The sequence below is a fragment of the uncultured Acetatifactor sp. genome (genome assembly GCF_948601915.1).
Lineage (GTDB): Bacteria > Bacillota > Clostridia > Lachnospirales > Lachnospiraceae > Acetatifactor.
In genome coordinates, this window is sequence record NZ_CAPDXS010000054.1 from 11177 (window position 1) to 29810 (window position 18634).

17 protein-coding genes are annotated in these 18634 nt (G+C 58.5%); all 17 read left to right on the forward strand.

Features of this window, described 5'->3' with window-relative positions:
• The first annotated feature begins 169 nt into the window (after positions 1-169).
• The 17 genes from Q2B33_RS11040 (at position 170) to Q2B33_RS11120 (ending at position 18253) form a co-directional block, all read left to right on the forward strand.
• Positions 170-1411: a phosphopentomutase gene (locus Q2B33_RS11040; RefSeq protein ID WP_300568905.1), complete on the forward strand. Its 1242-nt coding sequence runs from the start codon at positions 170-172 to the stop codon at positions 1409-1411.
• Positions 1412-1447: 36 nt separating this feature from the next.
• Positions 1448-1897, forward strand: coding sequence for an HIT family protein (locus Q2B33_RS11045; RefSeq protein WP_300568908.1), 450 nt, complete (start codon positions 1448-1450; stop codon positions 1895-1897).
• Positions 1898-1925: 28 nt separating this feature from the next.
• Positions 1926-3521 carry a peptide chain release factor 3 gene (locus Q2B33_RS11050; RefSeq protein WP_300568910.1) on the forward strand — a complete coding sequence of 532 codons (1596 nt, stop codon included), beginning with the start codon at positions 1926-1928 and terminating at the stop codon, positions 3519-3521.
• A gap of 34 nt (positions 3522-3555) precedes the next feature.
• The gene (locus Q2B33_RS11055; protein ID WP_300568913.1) at positions 3556-4812 is read left to right on the forward strand and encodes a transglutaminase domain-containing protein; all 1257 of its coding nucleotides are present in this window, start codon (positions 3556-3558) and stop codon (positions 4810-4812) included.
• Between the two features lie 127 nt (positions 4813-4939).
• Positions 4940-5320, forward strand: coding sequence for an Asp23/Gls24 family envelope stress response protein (locus Q2B33_RS11060; protein ID WP_296474207.1), 381 nt, complete (start codon positions 4940-4942; stop codon positions 5318-5320).
• A gap of 22 nt (positions 5321-5342) precedes the next feature.
• Positions 5343-5789, forward strand: a complete 447-nt coding sequence (nusB, locus tag Q2B33_RS11065) for a transcription antitermination factor NusB (protein WP_296456458.1) — start codon at positions 5343-5345, stop codon at positions 5787-5789.
• Between the two features lies 1 nt (position 5790).
• Positions 5791-7014, forward strand: a complete 1224-nt coding sequence (gene xseA / locus Q2B33_RS11070) for an exodeoxyribonuclease VII large subunit (RefSeq protein ID WP_300774756.1) — start codon at positions 5791-5793, stop codon at positions 7012-7014.
• A gap of 237 nt (positions 7015-7251) precedes the next feature.
• Entirely contained in the window at positions 7252-7488 is a 237-nt protein-coding gene (xseB, locus tag Q2B33_RS11075) for an exodeoxyribonuclease VII small subunit (RefSeq protein ID WP_296474204.1), read from the forward strand.
• Entirely contained in the window at positions 7469-8515 is a 1047-nt protein-coding gene (locus Q2B33_RS11080; protein WP_296474202.1) for a polyprenyl synthetase family protein, read from the forward strand. Before xseB ends, Q2B33_RS11080 begins: the two co-directional genes overlap by 20 nt.
• 87 nt (positions 8516-8602) lie before the next feature.
• Positions 8603-10465 carry a 1-deoxy-D-xylulose-5-phosphate synthase gene (gene dxs / locus Q2B33_RS11085; protein WP_300569000.1) on the forward strand — a complete coding sequence of 621 codons (1863 nt, stop codon included), beginning with the start codon at positions 8603-8605 and terminating at the stop codon, positions 10463-10465.
• Positions 10466-10473: 8 nt separating this feature from the next.
• Complete coding sequence (locus tag Q2B33_RS11090) at positions 10474-11358, forward strand: TlyA family RNA methyltransferase (protein WP_300568922.1); 885 nt, start codon at positions 10474-10476, stop codon at positions 11356-11358.
• A 15-nt stretch (positions 11359-11373) separates the two neighbouring features.
• Entirely contained in the window at positions 11374-12330 is a 957-nt protein-coding gene (locus Q2B33_RS11095) for an NAD(+)/NADH kinase (RefSeq protein ID WP_300568925.1), read from the forward strand.
• 106 nt (positions 12331-12436) lie between these two features.
• Positions 12437-12886 (forward strand): arginine repressor, encoded by a 450-nt coding sequence (argR, locus tag Q2B33_RS11100; RefSeq protein ID WP_300568928.1) that lies wholly within the window; start codon positions 12437-12439, stop codon positions 12884-12886.
• A gap of 152 nt (positions 12887-13038) precedes the next feature.
• Positions 13039-14727: a DNA repair protein RecN gene (gene recN / locus Q2B33_RS11105; protein WP_300568931.1), complete on the forward strand. Its 1689-nt coding sequence runs from the start codon at positions 13039-13041 to the stop codon at positions 14725-14727.
• 92 nt (positions 14728-14819) lie between these two features.
• Positions 14820-16358: a SpoIVB peptidase gene (gene spoIVB, locus Q2B33_RS11110; protein ID WP_300568934.1), complete on the forward strand. Its 1539-nt coding sequence runs from the start codon at positions 14820-14822 to the stop codon at positions 16356-16358.
• Positions 16359-16688: 330 nt separating this feature from the next.
• On the forward strand, positions 16689-16988 hold the full coding sequence (locus Q2B33_RS11115; protein WP_300815588.1) for a helix-turn-helix domain-containing protein: 300 nt from the start codon (positions 16689-16691) through the stop codon (positions 16986-16988).
• A gap of 2 nt (positions 16989-16990) precedes the next feature.
• Entirely contained in the window at positions 16991-18253 is a 1263-nt protein-coding gene (locus tag Q2B33_RS11120) for a type II toxin-antitoxin system HipA family toxin (RefSeq protein ID WP_300568940.1), read from the forward strand.
• Positions 18254-18634 lie beyond the last annotated feature (381 nt).

Genomic DNA, 18634 nt, shown 5'->3' on the forward strand with positions numbered 1-18634 from the left:
GCCGGATGGCCATCCATCATGTGCGGGCTTTGCACATGATATAATGACCTTATTCAGGGCAGGAAGCGGCCGGATGGCCATCCATCATGTGCGGGCTTTGCACATGATATAATGACCTTATTCGGGGCATGAGGCGGCCGGATGGCCATCAGAGAGGACAGAAGAGACTATGAAAAGGGTATTTTTGATCGTGCTGGACAGCTTTGGAATCGGTGCAATGGAGGATGCGGCTTCCTACGGCGACGTGAACGTCAACACGCTGGGGACTGTGTCCTCCAGCCCGTTCTTTTCCATGCCGAACATGGGGGAGCTGGGGCTGTTCCGGATAGACGGCGTATCCGTGCCGGGAAACAGGAAAGACCACAGCGCTGTGATAGCCAGGCTCAGGGAGCGCTCCAGAGGCAAGGATACCACCATCGGCCACTGGGAGATTGCGGGGATTTATTCACCCAGGCCCCTGCCCACCTATCCGGAGGGGTTCCCGAAGGAAGTGCTGGATGCCTTCTGCGAAAAGACAGGGCGGGGCGTGCTCTGCAACCGGCCCTACTCCGGCACCACAGTGATTCAGGATTACGGCGATGCCCATATGGCCACCGGAGACCTGATCGTATACACATCCGCCGACAGCGTGTTCCAGATAGCGGCCCACGAGGAGAAAGTGCCTCTGGAGGAGCTGTACGGATACTGCAGGGCTGCAAGGGAGATCCTGCAGGGCCGGCACGGCGTGGGCAGGGTCATCGCCAGGCCCTTCATCGGCCCCCGGGGCGGGGAATTCACAAGGACGGCCCACCGTCATGATTTCTCCATCCTGCCGCCCTCCACTACCATGCTGGATCAGCTCTCGGACAGCGGCAAAGCGGTCATCGCCGTGGGCAAAATCAAGGACATCTTCGCCGGAAAGGGCATCACGGAGTCCGTGTACACCTCCGGCAACGAGGAGGGCATTGAGCGGACGCTGGAGTATCTGGACAAGGAGTTCGAGGGGCTCTGCTTCATCAACCTGGTGGACTACGACATGCTCTACGGCCATCGCAGGGATATAGACGGCTACGCGAAGGCGCTGACCTACTTTGACGGCAAGCTTCCTGAAATCTTAGGAAAGCTGAAGGAGGAGGACATCCTCATGATTACGGCCGACCACGGCTGCGACCCGGGGTACCTTGCCACCACCGACCATACCAGGGAGCATGTGCCGTTCCTCATGTACGGATCCGGTATCAAGCCAAGGAACCTGGGCACCCGGGAGACCTTCGCGGACATCGGCGCCACTGTGCTGGACTACTTTGGCATCGTGCCCGCTTTTGAGGGAGAGTCCATGCTGCCATTCGGAGAAGGGATACCATTCGGAGAAGGGATACCATTCGAAGAAGGGATACCTTCCCGGGAGGACGGATTCGTCACCCCGCCGTAAGGGCAGGGCCGGAAAGAGAAAGGAGACGAAAGAGGAATGTGCGACTGTCTGATTTGTGAGAGGATTGAACTGATAAAGAAAAACAAAAACCCTTATTTCGTCAGAGAACTGAATACAGGATATGTAGTCATCGGAGACCATCAGCGAATCAGGGGATACTCCCTGTTCCTGTGTAAGCAGCATGCCACAGAGCTGCATTTTCTGGAGCCTTCCTTCCGGCAGGAATTCCTGCGGGAGATGTCGCTGACTGCGGAGGCAGTCTATAACGCATTCCAGCCGGAAAAGCTCAACTATTCGTTGCTGGGAGCCGGAAGGGGGCTTCACATGCACTGGCATTTCCACCCCAGGAGGAAAGGGGATACGCCGAAGCCCGGCCCGGTATGGCAGCTGGGGGACGAGCTTCTCGCGGACGAGTACCTTCCCACGCCGGAAGAGTTGACGGAATTAAAGGAGAGGTTGAACGCAGAATTGGACAAGCTGCTGTGATGACATGAAAATGGAGGAACGTGAATAAATGAACGACTACACAGAAGAAATAAACCGCCGGCGCACCTTCGCCATCATCTCCCACCCGGATGCCGGCAAGACCACCCTGACGGAGAAATTCCTGCTCTACGGCGGCGCCATCAACCTGGCGGGGAGCGTGAAGGGAAAGGCCACGGCCAGGCACGCCGTCTCCGACTGGATGGAGATAGAGAAGGAGAGAGGTATCTCAGTGACCTCCTCGGTATTGCAGTTCGAGTACGGCGGCTACTGCATCAACATATTGGACACGCCCGGGCATCAGGATTTCTCGGAGGACACCTACCGCACTTTGATGGCCGCGGATTCCGCCGTGATGGTGATCGACGCCTCCAAGGGCGTGGAGGCCCAGACCAGGAAGCTGTTCAAGGTCTGCGTCATGCGCAAGATTCCGATATTCACCTTCATCAACAAGATGGACAGGGATGCCCGGGACACCTTTGATCTGCTGGACGATATCGAAAAAGAGTTAGGTATCGCTACCTGCCCCGTGAACTGGCCCATCGGTTCGGGAAAGGAATTCAAGGGCGTCTATGACAGGGAGAAGAAATGCGTGATCTCCTACGCGGACACGGAGAAGGGCACCAAGGAGGGCAGGGCCACGGAGATTCCTGTGGCGCAGGAGGACATGCTGCGGGCCCAGATCGGCGACGATGCTGCGGACAAGCTGCTGGAGGAGATCGACCTGCTGGACGGAGCGGGAGCGGATTTCGACCTGGAGGCGGTGCGGGCGGGAGATTTGACGCCTGTGTGCTTCGGTTCCGCCCTGACCAATTTCGGCGTGGAGATCTTCCTGAAGCATTTCCTGCAGATGACCACCACGCCCTTGGCCAGAAAGGCGGACGTGGGCATGATAGAGCCGACGGAGAACGCTTTCAGCGCCTTTGTGTTCAAGATTCAGGCCAATATGAACAAGGCCCACCGGGACAGGGTGGCCTTCATGCGCATCTGCTCCGGTAGGTTCGACGCCCAGATGGAGGTGCGCCACGTCCAGGGTGGCAAGGTCATGCGGCTCTCCCAACCCCAGCAGATCATGGCGGACGACAGGAAGATTCTGAGCGAGGCCTACGCTGGGGACATCATCGGCGTGTTCGACCCCGGCATCTTCTCCATCGGGGACACCCTGTGCAGCCCCAAGGAGAAGTTCCAGTACGAGGGTATCCCCACCTTCGCCCCGGAGCATTTCGCCAGGGTGCGCCAGATCGACACCATGAAGCGCAAGCAGTTTGTCAAGGGCATCCAGCAGATCGCCCAGGAGGGCGCCATCCAGATTTTCCAGGAATTCAACACGGGCCTGGAGGAAATCATCGTGGGCGTGGTGGGCGTGCTGCAGTTCGACGTGCTGAAGTACAGGCTGGAAAACGAGTACAATGTGGAGATCCGGCTGGATTCCCTGCCCTATGAGCATATCCGCTGGATTGAAAACAAGGATGAGGTGGACATCGAGAAGCTGATGGGCACCTCGGACATGAAGAAGGTGAAGGACATGAAGGGGAATCCTTTGCTTTTATTCGTGAACCCATGGAGCGTCGGCATGACGCTTGACCGGAATAAAGGACTCGTTCTGACGGAATTCAACAAAAACTAAGGCGGGACGGGCCCGGATAAAGGAGAGCGGGCAGATGAGGAAGAAGACGCATATGATATGGCCCATGCTGGGGGCGGCGCTCCTGTGCCTGGTATGTACAGGCTGTGCGGGAATCGATTTCCGGCACGAGGTGCCCCGGGACTATTCCCTGCAGGCGGAGGAGGTGTCCACCAGCATTACCCAGACCCAGGAGCCGCCGGAGGAGACGGAGCCTCCGGTGAATTTCCTGACGGAGGGGAACTGCCTCTATGCCCGCGCTACCCTGAGCGAGACGGAGCAGATCTGGTACGATGACATGGAGCGCATATTGGGGGGCTTCGGCAGGCAGGAGCACTTAAGCCGGGAGGGGCTTGAGGCAGGGCTGGACGAGGAGAGCATCGACAAGATTTTCCAGTGCGTCCTGAGCGACCACCCGGAGCTGTTCTATGTGGACGGCTATTCCTACACGAAATACTCCAGGGGGACAACCCTCACTGCCGTGGAGTTCTCCGGCACCTACAATGTGGACCTGGACACTGCCGTGGAGCGGGAGGAGGAGATTCGGCTGGCCGCGGATCGGATCCTGGCCGGCATTCCGGAGGAGGCCTCGGATTATGACAAGGTAAAGTATGTGTACGACACATTGATCCGCCAGACGGACTACGACCTGAACGCCGCGGACAACCAGAACATATATTCGGTGTTCGTAGGCCGCTCCTCCGTCTGCCAGGGCTATGCCAAGGCCACCCAGTATCTGCTGAACAGGCTGGGGGTGGAGTGCACTTTGGTCCTGGGGACCGTGGAGACCGGGGAGGGCCATGCCTGGAATCTGGTGAAGGTGAACGGGAACTACTACTATGTGGACACCACATGGGGGGACGTGTCCTACCAGATGGATGATACGCCCTCCGGGGAGGAGGCCGGGGACGGGAGCGGCAGAATCGCCATGCCGGAGATCAACTATGACTATCTGAACGTGACCACTGCGGAGCTGCTGCGCACCCACTCCATCGGAGGCCAGGTGCCCATGCCCCTGTGCGTTGCCACTGAAGCGAACTATTATGTGCGGGAGGGCGCGTATTTCACTTTTTATGACAGGGAGCAGATGGAGGCCCTGTTCCGGAAAACCCTGGAAGAGGGCCGCGCCGACGTGACGATCAAATGCGCCGACGAGCCCTGCTACAGGGAAGTGGTGGAGGGGCTGATAGACGGGCAGGAGATTTTCCGGTATCTGTCGGACGAGGAGGGCAGGGTGGCCTATGCCCAGAACGAAAAACAGTTGTCGCTGACATTTTGGGTGACAAATGAATAGGATCTATGGTATAATGTTGACCCATAAAGACATTGTGTCAACTTTTGATTCCATGTGCGCGAAGCGCGCGAAATTGTGGTATAATATTGGGACATATTTGAAATGCTTTTTCAGGAGGGTATTTTTCATGGGAAAAGAAACAGAGAGCAGTACAGTGGTATTGAAAGCGGAGGAGAATGTGGGCATGGTGCAGATCGCTGACGACGTGGTGGCGATGATTGCCTCCCTGGCGGCCACGGAGGTGGAGGGCATCAGCGCCATGGCCGGGAACATCACCAATGAGCTCATGGGCAAGGTGGGCATGAAGAAGCTGACCAAGGGCGTGAGGGTGGTGGTGACCGGGCGCAATGTGCGGGTGGACCTGGCCGTGACCATGGAATACGGATACAATATCCCGGCCACCTGCCATCATGTGCAGGCCAAGGTGAAGGCGGCCATCGAGAACATGACAGGCCTGAACTGCACTGACGTGAACATCCGCATCGCCGGAGTGAAGGTCAGGGTGTGACGCGGGCTTCGGGGGGTGACAAATGGGAAGACATGAACAAAGGGAGCAGGTTTTCCGGCTTTTGTTCCAGGCGGAGTTCCATCCGGCCCAGGACATGCCCAGGCAGATGAGGCTGTTCGTGGAGGACAACGAGGAGATCGGATCCCAGAAGGATGCCGATTATATAGAGAAGCGCTGTCAGACTGTCTTTCGGGAGCTTCCCGGGATAGACAGGCTGATCGACGAAAATACCGTGGGATGGAATACCAGGCGGATGGGCAAGGTGGAGCTGGCTGTGCTGCGCCTGGCGGTGTACGAGCTGCGCTTTGACGACGACATTCCCGCGGGAGTGGCGATAGATGAGGCGGTGGGGCTGGCGAAGCTGTACGGGCAGGAGAACGCCGGCGGTTTCGTGAACGCCATCCTGGCCAAGATCGTGAAGCTTCCGCGGACGGAAAGCGCTCGCGAATTGTTGAAATCAGGTGATTGAGATCCGGAATGTTTATACTGTAGGACAATTGAACTCTTATATCAAAAATATGTTCACGCAGGACTATCTGCTGCAGAGGCTCTATGTGAAGGGCGAGGTGAGCAACTGCAAGTACCATTCCTCGGGACATATCTATTTTACGTTGAAGGATTCCAGGGGGACCATAAGCTGCGTGATGTTCGCGGGCAGCCGTGCGGGCCTCTCTTTTCGTATGTCCGAAGGCCAGCAGGTGATTGTGGGCGGCGCGGTGGACGTGTACGAGCGGGACGGGAAGTACCAGCTCTACGCGAAGGAAATCCGGCTGGACGGAAGCGGCCAGCTCTACGAGAGGTTCGAACGGCTGAAACAGGAGCTGGAGGAATCCGGCATGTTCGCCCCGGAGTACAAGCAGCCCATCCCCAGGTTCATACAGACCCTGGGCGTGGTCACAGCGGACACGGGAGCGGCCGTCCGGGACATCATCCAGATAGCGGGCAGGAGGAATCCTTACGTGCAGATCATCCTCTATCCGGCCATCGTCCAGGGGGAGGCGGCGGTGCCCAGCATCGTCCGGGGCATCCGGGCGTTGGAGGCCCTTGGGGTGGACGTGATGATCGTGGGCAGGGGCGGCGGCTCCATCGAGGATTTGTGGGCTTTCAACGAGAGGGAGGTGGCTCAGGCGGTGTTCGACTGCTCCGTACCGGTCATCTCCGCGGTGGGACATGAGACGGATACCACGATCGTGGATTTCGTGGCAGACTTGCGGGCGCCCACGCCATCGGCGGCAGCGGAGCTGGCGGTGACGGATATCCGGGAAATCATGAGCGGGATACTGAATTACAGGGACGCGCTGCTGCGCCTGATGCAGAGGAAGCTCCAGGACGGCCGGGGACAGGCCAGGCAGTTGGAGCTGAAACTGAAGCTGAAGAGCCCCGGGAGCCAGATCCGGGAGAGGAAGATGGCCGCGCTGTCGGCGGAGGAGAGGCTGCAGGAAAGGATGAACAGGCTCCTGGAGCGCCGCCGCCACGAGCTGGAAATCTACATCGAGCGGATGAAGGGGCTGTCCCCTCTGGAGAAGCTGGGCAGCGGCTATTCCTATGTGGAGGACAGCGCGGGGCACAATATCCGCTCCGTAAGGCAGGTGCGGGAAGGGCAGGACATCACCATCCGGGTGAAGGACGGGCGGATCGGGGCCAGGGTGGTCAGGATTGGGCCCGCGGAGGACGGAAGGGGAAAGCTATGCTGAGGAGAATCGACAAGGGGCTGACTCCTGTCATTGTTTTTGGAGCGTTTGGCTAATCGTGAATATGGTGGAGGATTGTCTGGGGCATCGAATGTATCCTACACTGGAGGCGGCGCAATTCTGGTACCAGAGAGGCTTTGCTGGGGGGCGGGATAGCTCTGGGGATTCTGGAGGCGGTGATAGGGGTGAAATGTATCATCAGGAAGCGGCTAAGGCAATCGGACGAGGAGAGAGTGGAAAATGGCTGAAGAGACGAGAAAGCTTAGCCTGGAGGAGAATTTCGCCAGGCTGGAGGAACTGATCGGGGAGCTGGAGCGGGACGACATCCCGCTGGAGGAGGCCTTCACGGCCTACAGCGCGGGCATGGCGGTCCTGAAGCAGTGCAACGACCAGATAGATAAGGTGGAGAAGCAGGTGCTCAAGCTTACGGAAGAGGGAGAACTGGAGGAATTCGGAAATGGACGCATCAGCATTTGAGGAGAGGCTGCGGGAGGAGACCGCATATGCGGAGCGGGTGCTGCGGGAGCATCTGCCTAAGGAGGAAGGGCTGCAGGGGAAAATCATAGAGGCCATGAACTACAGTCTGCTGGCCGGGGGAAAGCGCCTGCGCCCGATTCTCATGCGGGAGACCTATCGGATGTGCGGCGGGGAAGACGGCGGCGCAATCGAACATTTCATGGCTGCCATCGAGATGATTCATACCTATTCCCTGGTGCACGACGATCTGCCCGCCATGGACAATGACCGCTACCGCAGGGGAAGGGAGACCACCTGGTATGTGTACGGGGAGACCATGGGCATCCTGGCCGGGGACGGTCTGCTGAACTATGCCTTTGAGACGGCGATCCGGGCGCTTGGGGAGCCCGGGCCGGGGAGCAGCGCCTCTGAGGGCGAAAGGCTTGCGCGGCTGGAGCGGGCCTCTGCCGCGTTTTCCGTTTTGGCGCGCAAGGCAGGGATTCATGGCATGATTGGCGGGCAGGTGGTGGATGTCATGGCCGAGAAGAGCTTCGTCATGGCCGAGAAGAAATTCGGCCAGGCTGAGAAGGGCCTGGACGGGCACGGGAGAGATTCGGCCATGGCCGCACAGGGCTCAGAGGATTCCACGGAGTCCGTTGCGGAGGATGCCGGGACCAGGCTCATGTTCATCCATGCCCACAAGACCGCGGCCCTGATACAGGCGGCCATGATGACAGGCGCGATTCTGGCGGGAGCCGGAGAAGACCGGGTGGCCGTCATCGAAAAATGCGCTTACAACATAGGCATCGCCTTCCAGATACAGGACGACATCCTGGACGTGATCGGCGACAGCGGGGAGCTGGGCAAGTCCACTGGCAGCGACGCCCAGAACGGGAAAACCACCTATGTGACATGGAAGGGCCTGGAGCAGGCAAAGGCTGACGCAGAAGCATTGTCCAGAGAGGCTGTGGCTATACTGGACGGTTTCGAGGGGGAGCATGAGTTCCTGAAGCAGTTGATACTGAACTTGATAGACAGAAGAAAATAGGAGCGATAAACGGGCGCAGCGTTCTTCCATGGATAGCTTTTATGGATAGCTTTTGAGGAAGGCTGCCGGGAAAGGCAAGGGATGGCGATGTTGCTGGAGACCATTGGACAGGCGAACGATATCAAGAAGATAAGGAAAGAGGACTTGGGAAGTCTGGCACAGGAGATCCGGGATTTCCTGATACGGACGATCAGCGTCACGGGAGGGCATCTGGGGGCGAACCTGGGGGCCGTGGAGCTGACCATGGCCCTGCACCTGGCCCTGAATCTCCCGAAGGACAAAATCATCTGGGACGTGGGGCATCAGTCCTACACCCACAAGATCCTCACCGGCCGGAAGGGCAGGTTCGAGACCCTGCGCCAGTTCCATGGCCTCAGCGGCTTCCCCAAGCGCAAGGAAAGCGAATGCGACGTCTTCGACACAGGCCACAGCTCCACCTCCCTGTCCGCGGGGCTGGGACTGGTGAAGGCCCGGGAGATTACAGGCGGCAGCGAGACGATCGTATCGGTAATCGGGGACGGGTCGTTGACCGGGGGCATGGCCTACGAGGCCCTGAACAACGCCGCCAAGCTGGAGACGAACTTCATCATCATCCTGAACGACAACAACATGTCCATCTCCGAGAACGTGGGGGGCATGTCCAAATATCTCAACAGCATCCGCACGGCCTCCGGCTATCTGGACCTGAAAAAGGGAATCTACAATGCCCTCCAGGGCACCAAGCGGGGGGACAGCACCATCAGCCGCATCCGCAGGGCAAAGAGCAGCTTCAAGCAATTGGTGATACCCGGCATGATGTTCGAGGACATGGGCATCACCTACCTGGGGCCTGTGGACGGGCACGACATCCCGGCCCTGGTGGCCACCATCCAGGCCGCCAAGCGGGTGGAGGGTCCGGTGATGATCCACGCGCTGACGGAGAAAGGCAGGGGATACCGGCCCGCGGAGCGCCATCCCGCCAGGTTCCACGGCACGGAGCCCTTCGACATCGAGACAGGCATCCCCTCCCACCCCAGGACAGTGGCCAATTATACGGACATCTTCTCCACGGTGATGTGCAAGCTGGGCCAGAGGGACGACAGGATTGTAGCCATCACCGCCGCCATGCCGGACGGCACCGGGCTGAAACGGTTCCACAACATGTATCCGGACCGCTTCTTTGACGTAGGCATAGCGGAGCAGCACGCGGTGACCTTCGCGGCAGGACTGGCGGTGGGGGGCATGAAGCCCATCGTGGCCGTGTATTCCTCCTTCCTGCAGCGGGCCTACGACCAGATTCTGCACGATGTGTGCCTGCAGAACCTCCCTGTGGTCTTCGCCATCGACAGGGCGGGACTGGTGGGCAGCGACGGGGAGACCCATCAGGGGGTATTCGACCTTACATATCTCTCCGGCATCCCGAACATGCATATCTGCGCCCCCAAGAATAAGTGGGAGCTGTCGGACATGCTGAAGTTCGCGGTGTCTCTGGGAGCGCCCGTGGCGGTGCGCTATCCCAGGGGGACGGCCTACGCGGGGCTGAAGGAGCACCGGGAGCCCGTAAGCCTGGGCAGGGCAGAGTGGATCTACAGGGAGCGGGAGATCGCCCTGTTCGCGCTGGGCAGCATGGTGAAGACCGCCGAGGACGTGCGGGAGCGGCTGAAGGCGGCGGGCCATGAGGTGAGCCTGGTCAACGCCAGGTTCGTGAAGCCCATCGACGAGGAGGCCGTGGCCGAAGCCTGCGGGAGCCATAATCTGATTGTCACCATGGAGGAGAACGTGGCCTGCGGCGGCTACGGGGAGAAGGTGTTGGCTTATATGAACGAAAAGGGCCTGGGCAGCCGCTTCCTGGGCATAGCGGTTCCCGATGTCTTCGTGGAACACGGCAATGTGGAGCTGCTGAAGCAGGAAATCGGCATGGACGCGGAGGGCATCGTGACCAGGATTCTGGAGAGAATCGGCGAGGCGTAGGAAGACGGATGAAAGAACGTTTGGATGTCATATTGGTAAAACAGGGCCACGCGCCCTCCAGAGAAAAGGCCAGGGCCATCATCATGTCCGGCAATGTCTATGTGAACGGACAGAAGGAGGATAAGGCCGGGACATTTTTCGATGAGGCGAAAATCGCGCTGGAGGTGCGGGAGAGCGCCCTGCGCTATGTGAGCCGGGGCGGCCTGAAGCTGGAGAAGGCCGTGGAGACATGGGGGCTTTCCCTGGCGGATAAGGTGTGCATGGACATCGGGGCCTCCACCGGGGGCTTTACGGACTGCATGCTGCAGAGGGGAGCGTCCAAGGTCTATGCCGTGGACGTGGGGCACGGGCAGCTTGCCTGGAAGCTCCGGGGCGACGAAAGGGTGGTCTGCATGGAGCAGACGAACTTCCGGTACGTTGTGCCGGAGGACATTGGGGAGCCGCTGGACTTTGCCAGCGTGGACGTGTCCTTCATCTCCCTGACGAAGATATTGATTCCCGCCCGGAACCTGCTGAAGCGCGGCGGGGAGATGGTCTGCCTGATCAAGCCCCAGTTCGAGGCGGGCAGGGAGAAGGTGGGCAAGAAGGGCGTGGTCAGGGAGCCGGAGATTCACGGGGAGGTCATCCGGAAAATCGTCGACTACGCGGACGTAGTCGGATTTGGCCCGCTGCATTTGGATTACTCCCCGGTGAGAGGGCCGGAGGGGAACATCGAGTATCTGCTGCACCTGAAAAAAGAGGGGGAGCCGTCTGCCGAACTGAGGGGCCTGTCCGAGCGGGACGCCGAGGAGCGGCTGCGGGAGGCTGCGGAGAGCGGCGGGGGGCTGTCCCGGCAGCCTGGCTGGGACAGCCTGATCGGGGAGACGGTGGCGGCTTCCCATGCACAGCTATGAAGGAGCCGGAGAGCCATGAAGCATTTTCTGATCTATACCAATCGACAGAAGGACAGGGAATTGGCCACCACAAAGCGGATCTGCGACTTCCTGCGGCTGAAGGGGAAGCGCGTCACCGTCATGGCCCAGGGAATTTGCGGGTCGGGTGAGGATTCCCGCCAGGCCCCTTGGCGGCGGGCAGAGGGCGGCGCTGTGTGGCCGTATCAGGATCCGGGGCGGGATGGAGATGCAGAGCGAAGTCGGCAGCGGCCGGAGCCGGGCAGCTCCCTGGAGGTTCCCGCGGACGCGGATTGCATGATTGTGCTGGGCGGGGACGGCACGGTGCTGCAGGCGGCCAGGCTGACGAAGATGCTGCGGGTTCCCATCATTGGCGTGAACCTGGGTACGCTGGGCTATATGACAGAGGTGGAGGTGCCGAACCTGGAGGAGTCGCTGGAACGGCTGATCGCCGGGGACTATGTGCAGGAGAGCCGCATGATGCTGGGCGGCAGGGCCACATTCGCGGACGGGCGGAGGGAAGAGGGCTGGGCGCTGAACGATATCGTGATATCCAGAAGCGGCCCCCTGCAGATCATCAAGTTCAATATATACGTCAATGGCCAGTTCCTGAACGATTACAGCGCGGACGGCGTGATCGTCACCACGCCCACCGGCTCCACGGGCTACAATCTGTCCGCGGGAGGGCCTCTGGTGGAGCCCGGCGCCAGATTGATCGTGCTGACGCCCATTTGTCCCCACTCCCTGAACCAGAGGAGCATCGTCCTTTCCCCGGAGGATGTGATAGAAATCCAGATACCGGCCCGGGGGGAGAGCGGGAACCAGAATGTGGAGGCAAGCTTTGACGGCAACCATGTCATACCGCTGGGGACGGGAGACAGGCTGCGGATCGTAAGGTCGGAGGAGACCACGGAATTCTTGAAGCTGGGTCAGGGCAGCTTTCTGGACGTGCTCCACAGAAAGATGAAAGAATAGCGTGTAAAGAACTTATGCGTTACGCACAGAAGAATGCCCAAAGTGGGGCATTCTCCGGACTTGCGGCAGATTAAGGGACCAGGAGCCTGACAGAGGGGGAAGGGACATGAAGGAGAACAGGCAGGACAAGATGCTGGAGATCATTCGCAACTACGATGTGGGAACCCAGGAGGAGCTGGCCGGGAGGCTGCGGGAGGCGGGCTTTTCCGTGACCCAGGCCACGGTCTCCAGGGACATCCGGGAGCTGAAGCTGTCCAAGGTGCCCACAGCGGAGGGAGGGCAGAAATATGTGGCGCTGGAGCAGGAGGAGGGAGGCCGGGGAGACCGGTTCATCCGTGTCCTGCAGGATGCCTTTTCTTCCATGGCCACCGCCCAGAACCTGCTGGTGGTCAGGACGGTGTCCGGCATGGCCATGGCGGCGGCCACCGCCATGGACGCCCTGCAGTTTCCCGAGGTGGTGGGCTGCATCGCCGGGGACGACACCATCTTCGTGGCCACCCATACAGTAGAGGAAGCACAGGCCCTGATGGAAAAAATCAGATCCATCACAGCGTAACGGCCGGACTTTTGCTCCCATGGGGGCGGTGGGGAGAGTCCGCCGGCTTACAGGCAGATGTGCCGGAGAGGGTGAATCTGGCGGGGCCGGATGCCCCGGCTTGGGAAGGGCCGGGGCGTGCGGCGGGCCAAAAGCCTGAAAGGAGAAAGAAGATGCTGACTAGCTTGCATGTGAAGAACCTGGCATTGATGGAAGAGACGGAGGTGGAGTTCGGCGAGGGCCTGAACATTCTCACCGGAGAGACCGGCGCGGGGAAATCCCTGCTGATCGGGAGCGTGAACCTGGCCCTTGGGGGGAAGTTCGAGCGGGAGATGCTGCGCAAGGGGGCGGAGAGCGCCCTTGTGGAGCTGGTCTTCACCGGAAATGAGCGCGTCCGCGGGAAGCTGGAGGAGCTGGAGCTGGAGCAGTCGGAAGACGGAACCGTAGCCATCAGCCGCAAAATCAGCGTGGGGAAAAATGTGTACCGCATCAACGGCGAGACCGTCACCGCGAAGCAGGTGAAGGAGCTGGCGGAGCTTTTGATAGACATCCATGGCCAGCATGAGCACCAGTCCCTGCTGCACAAAAAGAAGCACATGGAGATTCTGGACGCCTACTGCGGCGGGAAGCTTGCGAAGGAGGCGGAGGCGGTGGCTGTGGCCTACAGGGAGTGCCGGGAGCTGGAGCGCTCCCTGGAGGAAGAGGCCATGGACGAGGAAGCCAAGGCCAGGGAACAGGCGCTGGCCCGGTTCGAGCTCCAGGAGATCGAGCAGGCCCATCTGGTGCCCGGCGAGGACGAGGAGCTGGAGCAGCGCTACCGCATCATGGTGAACGGCAAGAGGATAACCGAAAATCTGTCAGAAAGCTATCAGTATACCGGCAGCGACTTCGAGGGAGGAGCGGGAGGCGCCCTGAGCCGCGCCCTGCGCGCCCTGCGCAACGTGTCGGGGCTGGACGGCCGCCTGGGAGAGCTGGAGGGGGAGCTGGCGGAGATCGACAATCTGCTGGCGGACTACAACCGGGACCTGGCCCAGTACATGGAGGACTGCGAGTTCGACGACGAGGAGTATGCCGCCGTGGAGGAGCGGCTGAACCTCCTGAACCGCCTGAAGGAAAAATACGGGAAGACCCTGGAGGCAGTGATCGCCTACGGGGAGGGGCGGCAGAAGCTCCTGGACAAGCTGGAGGACTACGACGCCTATATCGAAGGGCTGAACCGGCGCCTGGCCGCGGCCAGGGCAAACCTGGAGGAGAGCTGCGGCAGGCTTTCCAAGATCCGCAGGAAGCATGCCGCCGTGCTGACGAAGCAGTTGAAGGAGGCCCTGGTGAACCTGAACTTCGCCACGGTGGAATTCGAGATCGCCATAGACCGGGCCAAGACCGTCACCGCAAAGGGCTACGACGATGTGGAGTTCCTGATTTCCACCAATCCCGGCGAGGGCGTGAGGGCCTTGAGCCAGGTGGCCAGCGGCGGCGAGCTGTCCCGCATCATGCTGGCCATCAAGACCGTGCTGGCCGGCAGGGACGACATCGACACCCTGATCTTCGATGAAATCGATACGGGCATCAGCGGCAGGACGGCCTGGCGGGTGTCCGAGCAGCTCGACACTGTGGCCCATGCCCACCAGGTGCTGTGCATCACCCATCTGCCCCAGATAGCCGCCATGGCGGACAGGCATTTCGTCATTGAGAAAAGCAGCACCCAGGACAATACCATCACCGACATCCGCCTGCTGGAAGAGGAGGAGAGCCTGGGAGAGCTGGCAAGGCTCTTGGGCAGCGATACATTGACCCCGGCCGCCCTGTCCAACGCCAAAGACATGCGCCTGCAGGCTGCCGCCCACAAATCCCATTCAAAATAATTTGCCGGACAAAAATTCCAGAAGCTGCTGGAATGAAACCGGAAAAAATCTCACATACTATACACGAAAAAAGACTCTCAGAGGGTCTTTTTTTGTACGGACAGGCAATCGGAAGTCTGCAGCCGACGCGGCTGCGGCCCGCAGGGCGAGCGGTGGAGAGGGGCATCCCCACGCTCGGTCGGGAGGAAATCGATTCGGAGGAGTATGTGGATATGGGATGGAAGGACAAGGGGAACATACAGGATATAGAGGACATCAGGACAAGGGCCGCCAGGTGCGGAAGAAGGGAGAGCGGCCAGGACGAGGCCGTCAAAAGGCAGGCGGGGGAGGACATGGTGATCCTGCTCCAGAACTGGAAGCAGCGGCTTAGGCGCTATCGGATCTACAGATTCTTCCTGGGCCTGTCGCTGGCCGCGAGCTGTACGGCGCTGGTGGCCATGCTGTATTACCAGATTGACAGCAGCATCCCCTCTGTGATCAACGTGCGGGCCGGTGAGGCGGAATCCCTCCATCTGGGCATCCCGGCCAGGGGAGAGATTGTCAGCGTAAGCGACCAGGGGGTCAGCAATATCCCCCAGGGGGCAGTGGACATAGATTTGAGCAAGACCTTCACTCTGAAGACGGCGCTGGAGTCGGGCTACCGGATGCAGGTGAAGCTCTTCGGCTTCATCACGCTGAAGAATGTGGACATCCAGGTCATCGAGGACCAGGAGCTGATTCCCGTGGGCGCACCCATCGGCATCTATGTGAAGACGGACGGCGTCCTCGTAGTGGGCACGGGGGAATTCCAGGGGCCGGACGGCGTCAGCTATTCCCCGGGGAAATACATCCTGAAATCCGGCGATTATGTCCGGAAGGTGAACGGTCAGGCAGTGACGGAAAAGGATGACTTCATCCAGCGCATGAAGGACAGCGGCGGGCAGCCCGTGGTATTGACCATAGAGCGGGAGGGCGAGCTCATGGACGTGGAGATCACGCCCCAGCGGGATGCCACGGGAGATTACAAGATTGGAGTCTGGGTCCGGGACAACGCCCAGGGCGTGGGTACCATGACCTACATCGACGGCCAGGGCAACTTCGGAGCCCTGGGCCACGGCATCACGGACGTGGACACCAGCACCCTGATGCACATGGAGGGCGGCAGCCTCTACCAGACGGACATCGTGGACATCCACAAGGGCTCTTCCGGGAATCCCGGGGAGATGACGGGCATGATTATCTATTCCGATGACCGCATCCTGGGGGAAATCACGGACAACAGCAACCGGGGAATCTTCGGGGTCTGCAACGCCAGGGCCCTGGAGATGGGGTTCAGGGAGCCCCTGCCCATCGGCCTGAAGCAGGAGATTGAGACCGGAATGGCCCAGATCCTCTGCACCGCGGACGGCATGACCAGATACTATGACGTGGAGATAACGGCGGTGCATTTAGACCGCGACAATGTGAACCGGGGGATAGAGCTCACGGTGACGGATCCGGACCTCCTGGCGCTGACGGGGGGAATCGTGCAGGGCATGAGCGGCAGCCCCATCATCCAGAACGGGAAGTTCATCGGGGCGGTGACCCATGTGCTGGTGCAGGATTCCAGGAAGGGGTATGGGATTTTTATTGAGAATATGTTGGAGCATTAAGTCCGGGCAGGACAGGAACAAAGAGAATGCGGGGCAAGCTTGCTTGCAGACGCATTCTCTTTGTGAGTGGCCTATCCGGCGCAAGCCGGACATCGGGAAATCACAAGGTGATTTCCCGATGCTGCCCGGGCGGGGATGACGGCGTATCGCAGCGCTTTTGTGGCTTCGGTTTTATGGTTATGCGGCATGTACATATTTTGCATTTCCTTTATCGGCAAATCAAGAAAACAGAAGTATAATGTTTAAAATAATTGACAATATTAGTATTTTTGTTTATAATAACAGAAATAAAATGAGGGAAGAAACATGAGCAAAAGAACGACTGTTATTATGCCGCAAACAGAAAAAATCCTGGCGCAGATGGGAGAGCAGATAAAGCTGGCCAGGCTGCGCAGGAAACTGTCCACGGAACTGGTTGCCGAACGTGCCAGCATAAGCCGGGCCACCTTGTGGGCCATAGAGAAAGGTTCGCCCTCTGTAGCGATTGGCATGTACGCGGCCGTACTGCATGCCTTAAATGGAATGGATAAGGATCTGGCCCTGGTTGCGAAAGACGATGAATTTGGCCGCAAGCTGCAGGATCTGGAATTGGTGACCAGAAAACGTGCGCCCAAAAAGAGTGGGGATTGATAATGGAAGAAAAAACCATTTATGTTTATGAAGACTGGAGCGGAGATGCGCCTGCACTGATGGGAAGACTCCATGTGTCCTCTGTCAGGGGAAAAGAACAGTTTGCTTTTGAATATGAGACAGCATGGCTTACTTCTGAAGCGGCAAATTATTTCCTGGATCCTGATCTGGCGTTGTATAGAGGAAGGCAGTATGTACCGATGGATAAGCGGATATTCGGGGTATTTGCCGATTCCTGTCCGGATCGCTGGGGAAGGACTCTGATGAAGCGCCAAGAAGCCATACAGGCCAGAAAAGAGAACAGAAAGCCGAAAACTCTGGGGGAGAGCGACTATTTACTGGGGGTGTATGATCAGGCGCGGATTGGAGCGCTGCGTTTCAAAGTACAGGAAAACGGTGAGTTCCTGGCAGATGACAAGGGGTTGGCAATTCCGCCGTGGGTTGCGCTGCGCACATTAGAGGCCGCCAGCCTGGGCTTCGAGAATGATGAAAGCGGGCTGGAGGAGAAATGGTTAAGCCAGCTGCTTGCACCTGGCTCCTCTCTGGGCGGGGCCAGGCCTAAGGCAACGGTACAGGATGCGAAAGGAAACCTATGGATTGCAAAATTCCCATCGAAGCATGATGAAACAAATATTGGCGCATGGGAAAAAGTAGTCCATGATTTGGCAAAGATGTGCGGGCTTGATGTGCCGGAGGCAAGATTGGAGACCTTTTCAAAAACAGGATCTACCTTTCTTGTAAAAAGGTTCGACAGAGACGGCGATAACAGGATTCATTTTGCATCGGCGATGACTTTGCTTGGGAAAACGGATGGCGCTTCCGGCAATGACGGTTCCAGTTATTTGGATTTGGTTTCCTTTATCAGAAAAAATGGAGCGGCTCCCGCACAGGATTTAAAGGAGCTCTGGAGACGTATTGTTTTTAACATGGCTGTTTCAAATACAGATGACCATTTAAGGAACCATGGCTTTCTTTTGACAAAAGCGGGCTGGAGGCTGTCGCCGCTTTATGATGTGAATCCGGTTCCTTATGGAGACGTATTGTCCTTAAATGTGGATATGGATGACAGTTCCATTTCCATGGAGCTTGCTGCCAGCGTCGCGGAATATTTTGATATGGATAAAAAGGAAGCATATGAAGCTGCGGATGAGATTGCCGGGACAGTGAGGGAAAACTGGGAAAGGCTTGCGGGAAAATGCGGTTTATCCGCAAAGGCCTGTGAATATATGAGGCCGGCGTTTGAAATGTGTTATTTCGATGTATGAGAGTGGAGAGAAAAGAATATGTTGGAGCATTGAGGGCTGGCAGGAAAGAGAGAAGAGTGCAGATTGGGAAATTAACAGGTCTGCACTCTTTGTGTCAAAGCAAAATAAAGCATCAATTATGCCTTGAATTCTCAGCTGCATAAGCCATAAGAAAAGATTTTATTGAAATCAGGTATTATCGATAGTATAATCCTGTTTTTAACAGTTGTGTAAACAATGAATCGCTGTAACCCCAGTGTTTATGCGGGCTACAGCGATTCAAGCTTTAGAAATGAAATATAGTAATTTATTCCCTGCCTTTGCTTCTTTTTTGGATTCCCCTCATTTTTTGTCTGGTAATGAACTGATAGTCAGTGCGAATCCCACAGACTTCATGCAGGG

What these genes read in the sequence shown, in the direction of transcription:
- Q2B33_RS11040 (WP_300568905.1), top strand. Translation starts at nt 170, where the DNA reads ATGAAAAGGGTATTTTTGATCGTGCTGGACAGCTTTGGAATCGGTGCA.
- Q2B33_RS11045 (WP_300568908.1), top strand. Translation starts at nt 1,448, where the DNA reads ATGTGCGACTGTCTGATTTGTGAGAGGATTGAACTGATAAAGAAAAAC.
- Q2B33_RS11050 (WP_300568910.1), top strand. Translation starts at nt 1,926, where the DNA reads ATGAACGACTACACAGAAGAAATAAACCGCCGGCGCACCTTCGCCATC.
- Q2B33_RS11055 (WP_300568913.1), top strand. Translation starts at nt 3,556, where the DNA reads ATGAGGAAGAAGACGCATATGATATGGCCCATGCTGGGGGCGGCGCTC.
- Q2B33_RS11060 (WP_296474207.1), top strand. Translation starts at nt 4,940, where the DNA reads ATGGGAAAAGAAACAGAGAGCAGTACAGTGGTATTGAAAGCGGAGGAG.
- nusB (WP_296456458.1), top strand. Translation starts at nt 5,343, where the DNA reads ATGGGAAGACATGAACAAAGGGAGCAGGTTTTCCGGCTTTTGTTCCAG.
- xseB (WP_296474204.1), top strand. Translation starts at nt 7,252, where the DNA reads ATGGCTGAAGAGACGAGAAAGCTTAGCCTGGAGGAGAATTTCGCCAGG.
- Q2B33_RS11080 (WP_296474202.1), top strand. Translation starts at nt 7,469, where the DNA reads ATGGACGCATCAGCATTTGAGGAGAGGCTGCGGGAGGAGACCGCATAT.
- dxs (WP_300569000.1), top strand. Translation starts at nt 8,603, where the DNA reads ATGTTGCTGGAGACCATTGGACAGGCGAACGATATCAAGAAGATAAGG.
- Q2B33_RS11090 (WP_300568922.1), top strand. Translation starts at nt 10,474, where the DNA reads ATGAAAGAACGTTTGGATGTCATATTGGTAAAACAGGGCCACGCGCCC.
- Q2B33_RS11095 (WP_300568925.1), top strand. Translation starts at nt 11,374, where the DNA reads ATGAAGCATTTTCTGATCTATACCAATCGACAGAAGGACAGGGAATTG.
- argR (WP_300568928.1), top strand. Translation starts at nt 12,437, where the DNA reads ATGAAGGAGAACAGGCAGGACAAGATGCTGGAGATCATTCGCAACTAC.
- recN (WP_300568931.1), top strand. Translation starts at nt 13,039, where the DNA reads ATGCTGACTAGCTTGCATGTGAAGAACCTGGCATTGATGGAAGAGACG.
- Q2B33_RS11115 (WP_300815588.1), top strand. Translation starts at nt 16,689, where the DNA reads ATGCCGCAAACAGAAAAAATCCTGGCGCAGATGGGAGAGCAGATAAAG.
- Q2B33_RS11120 (WP_300568940.1), top strand. Translation starts at nt 16,991, where the DNA reads ATGGAAGAAAAAACCATTTATGTTTATGAAGACTGGAGCGGAGATGCG.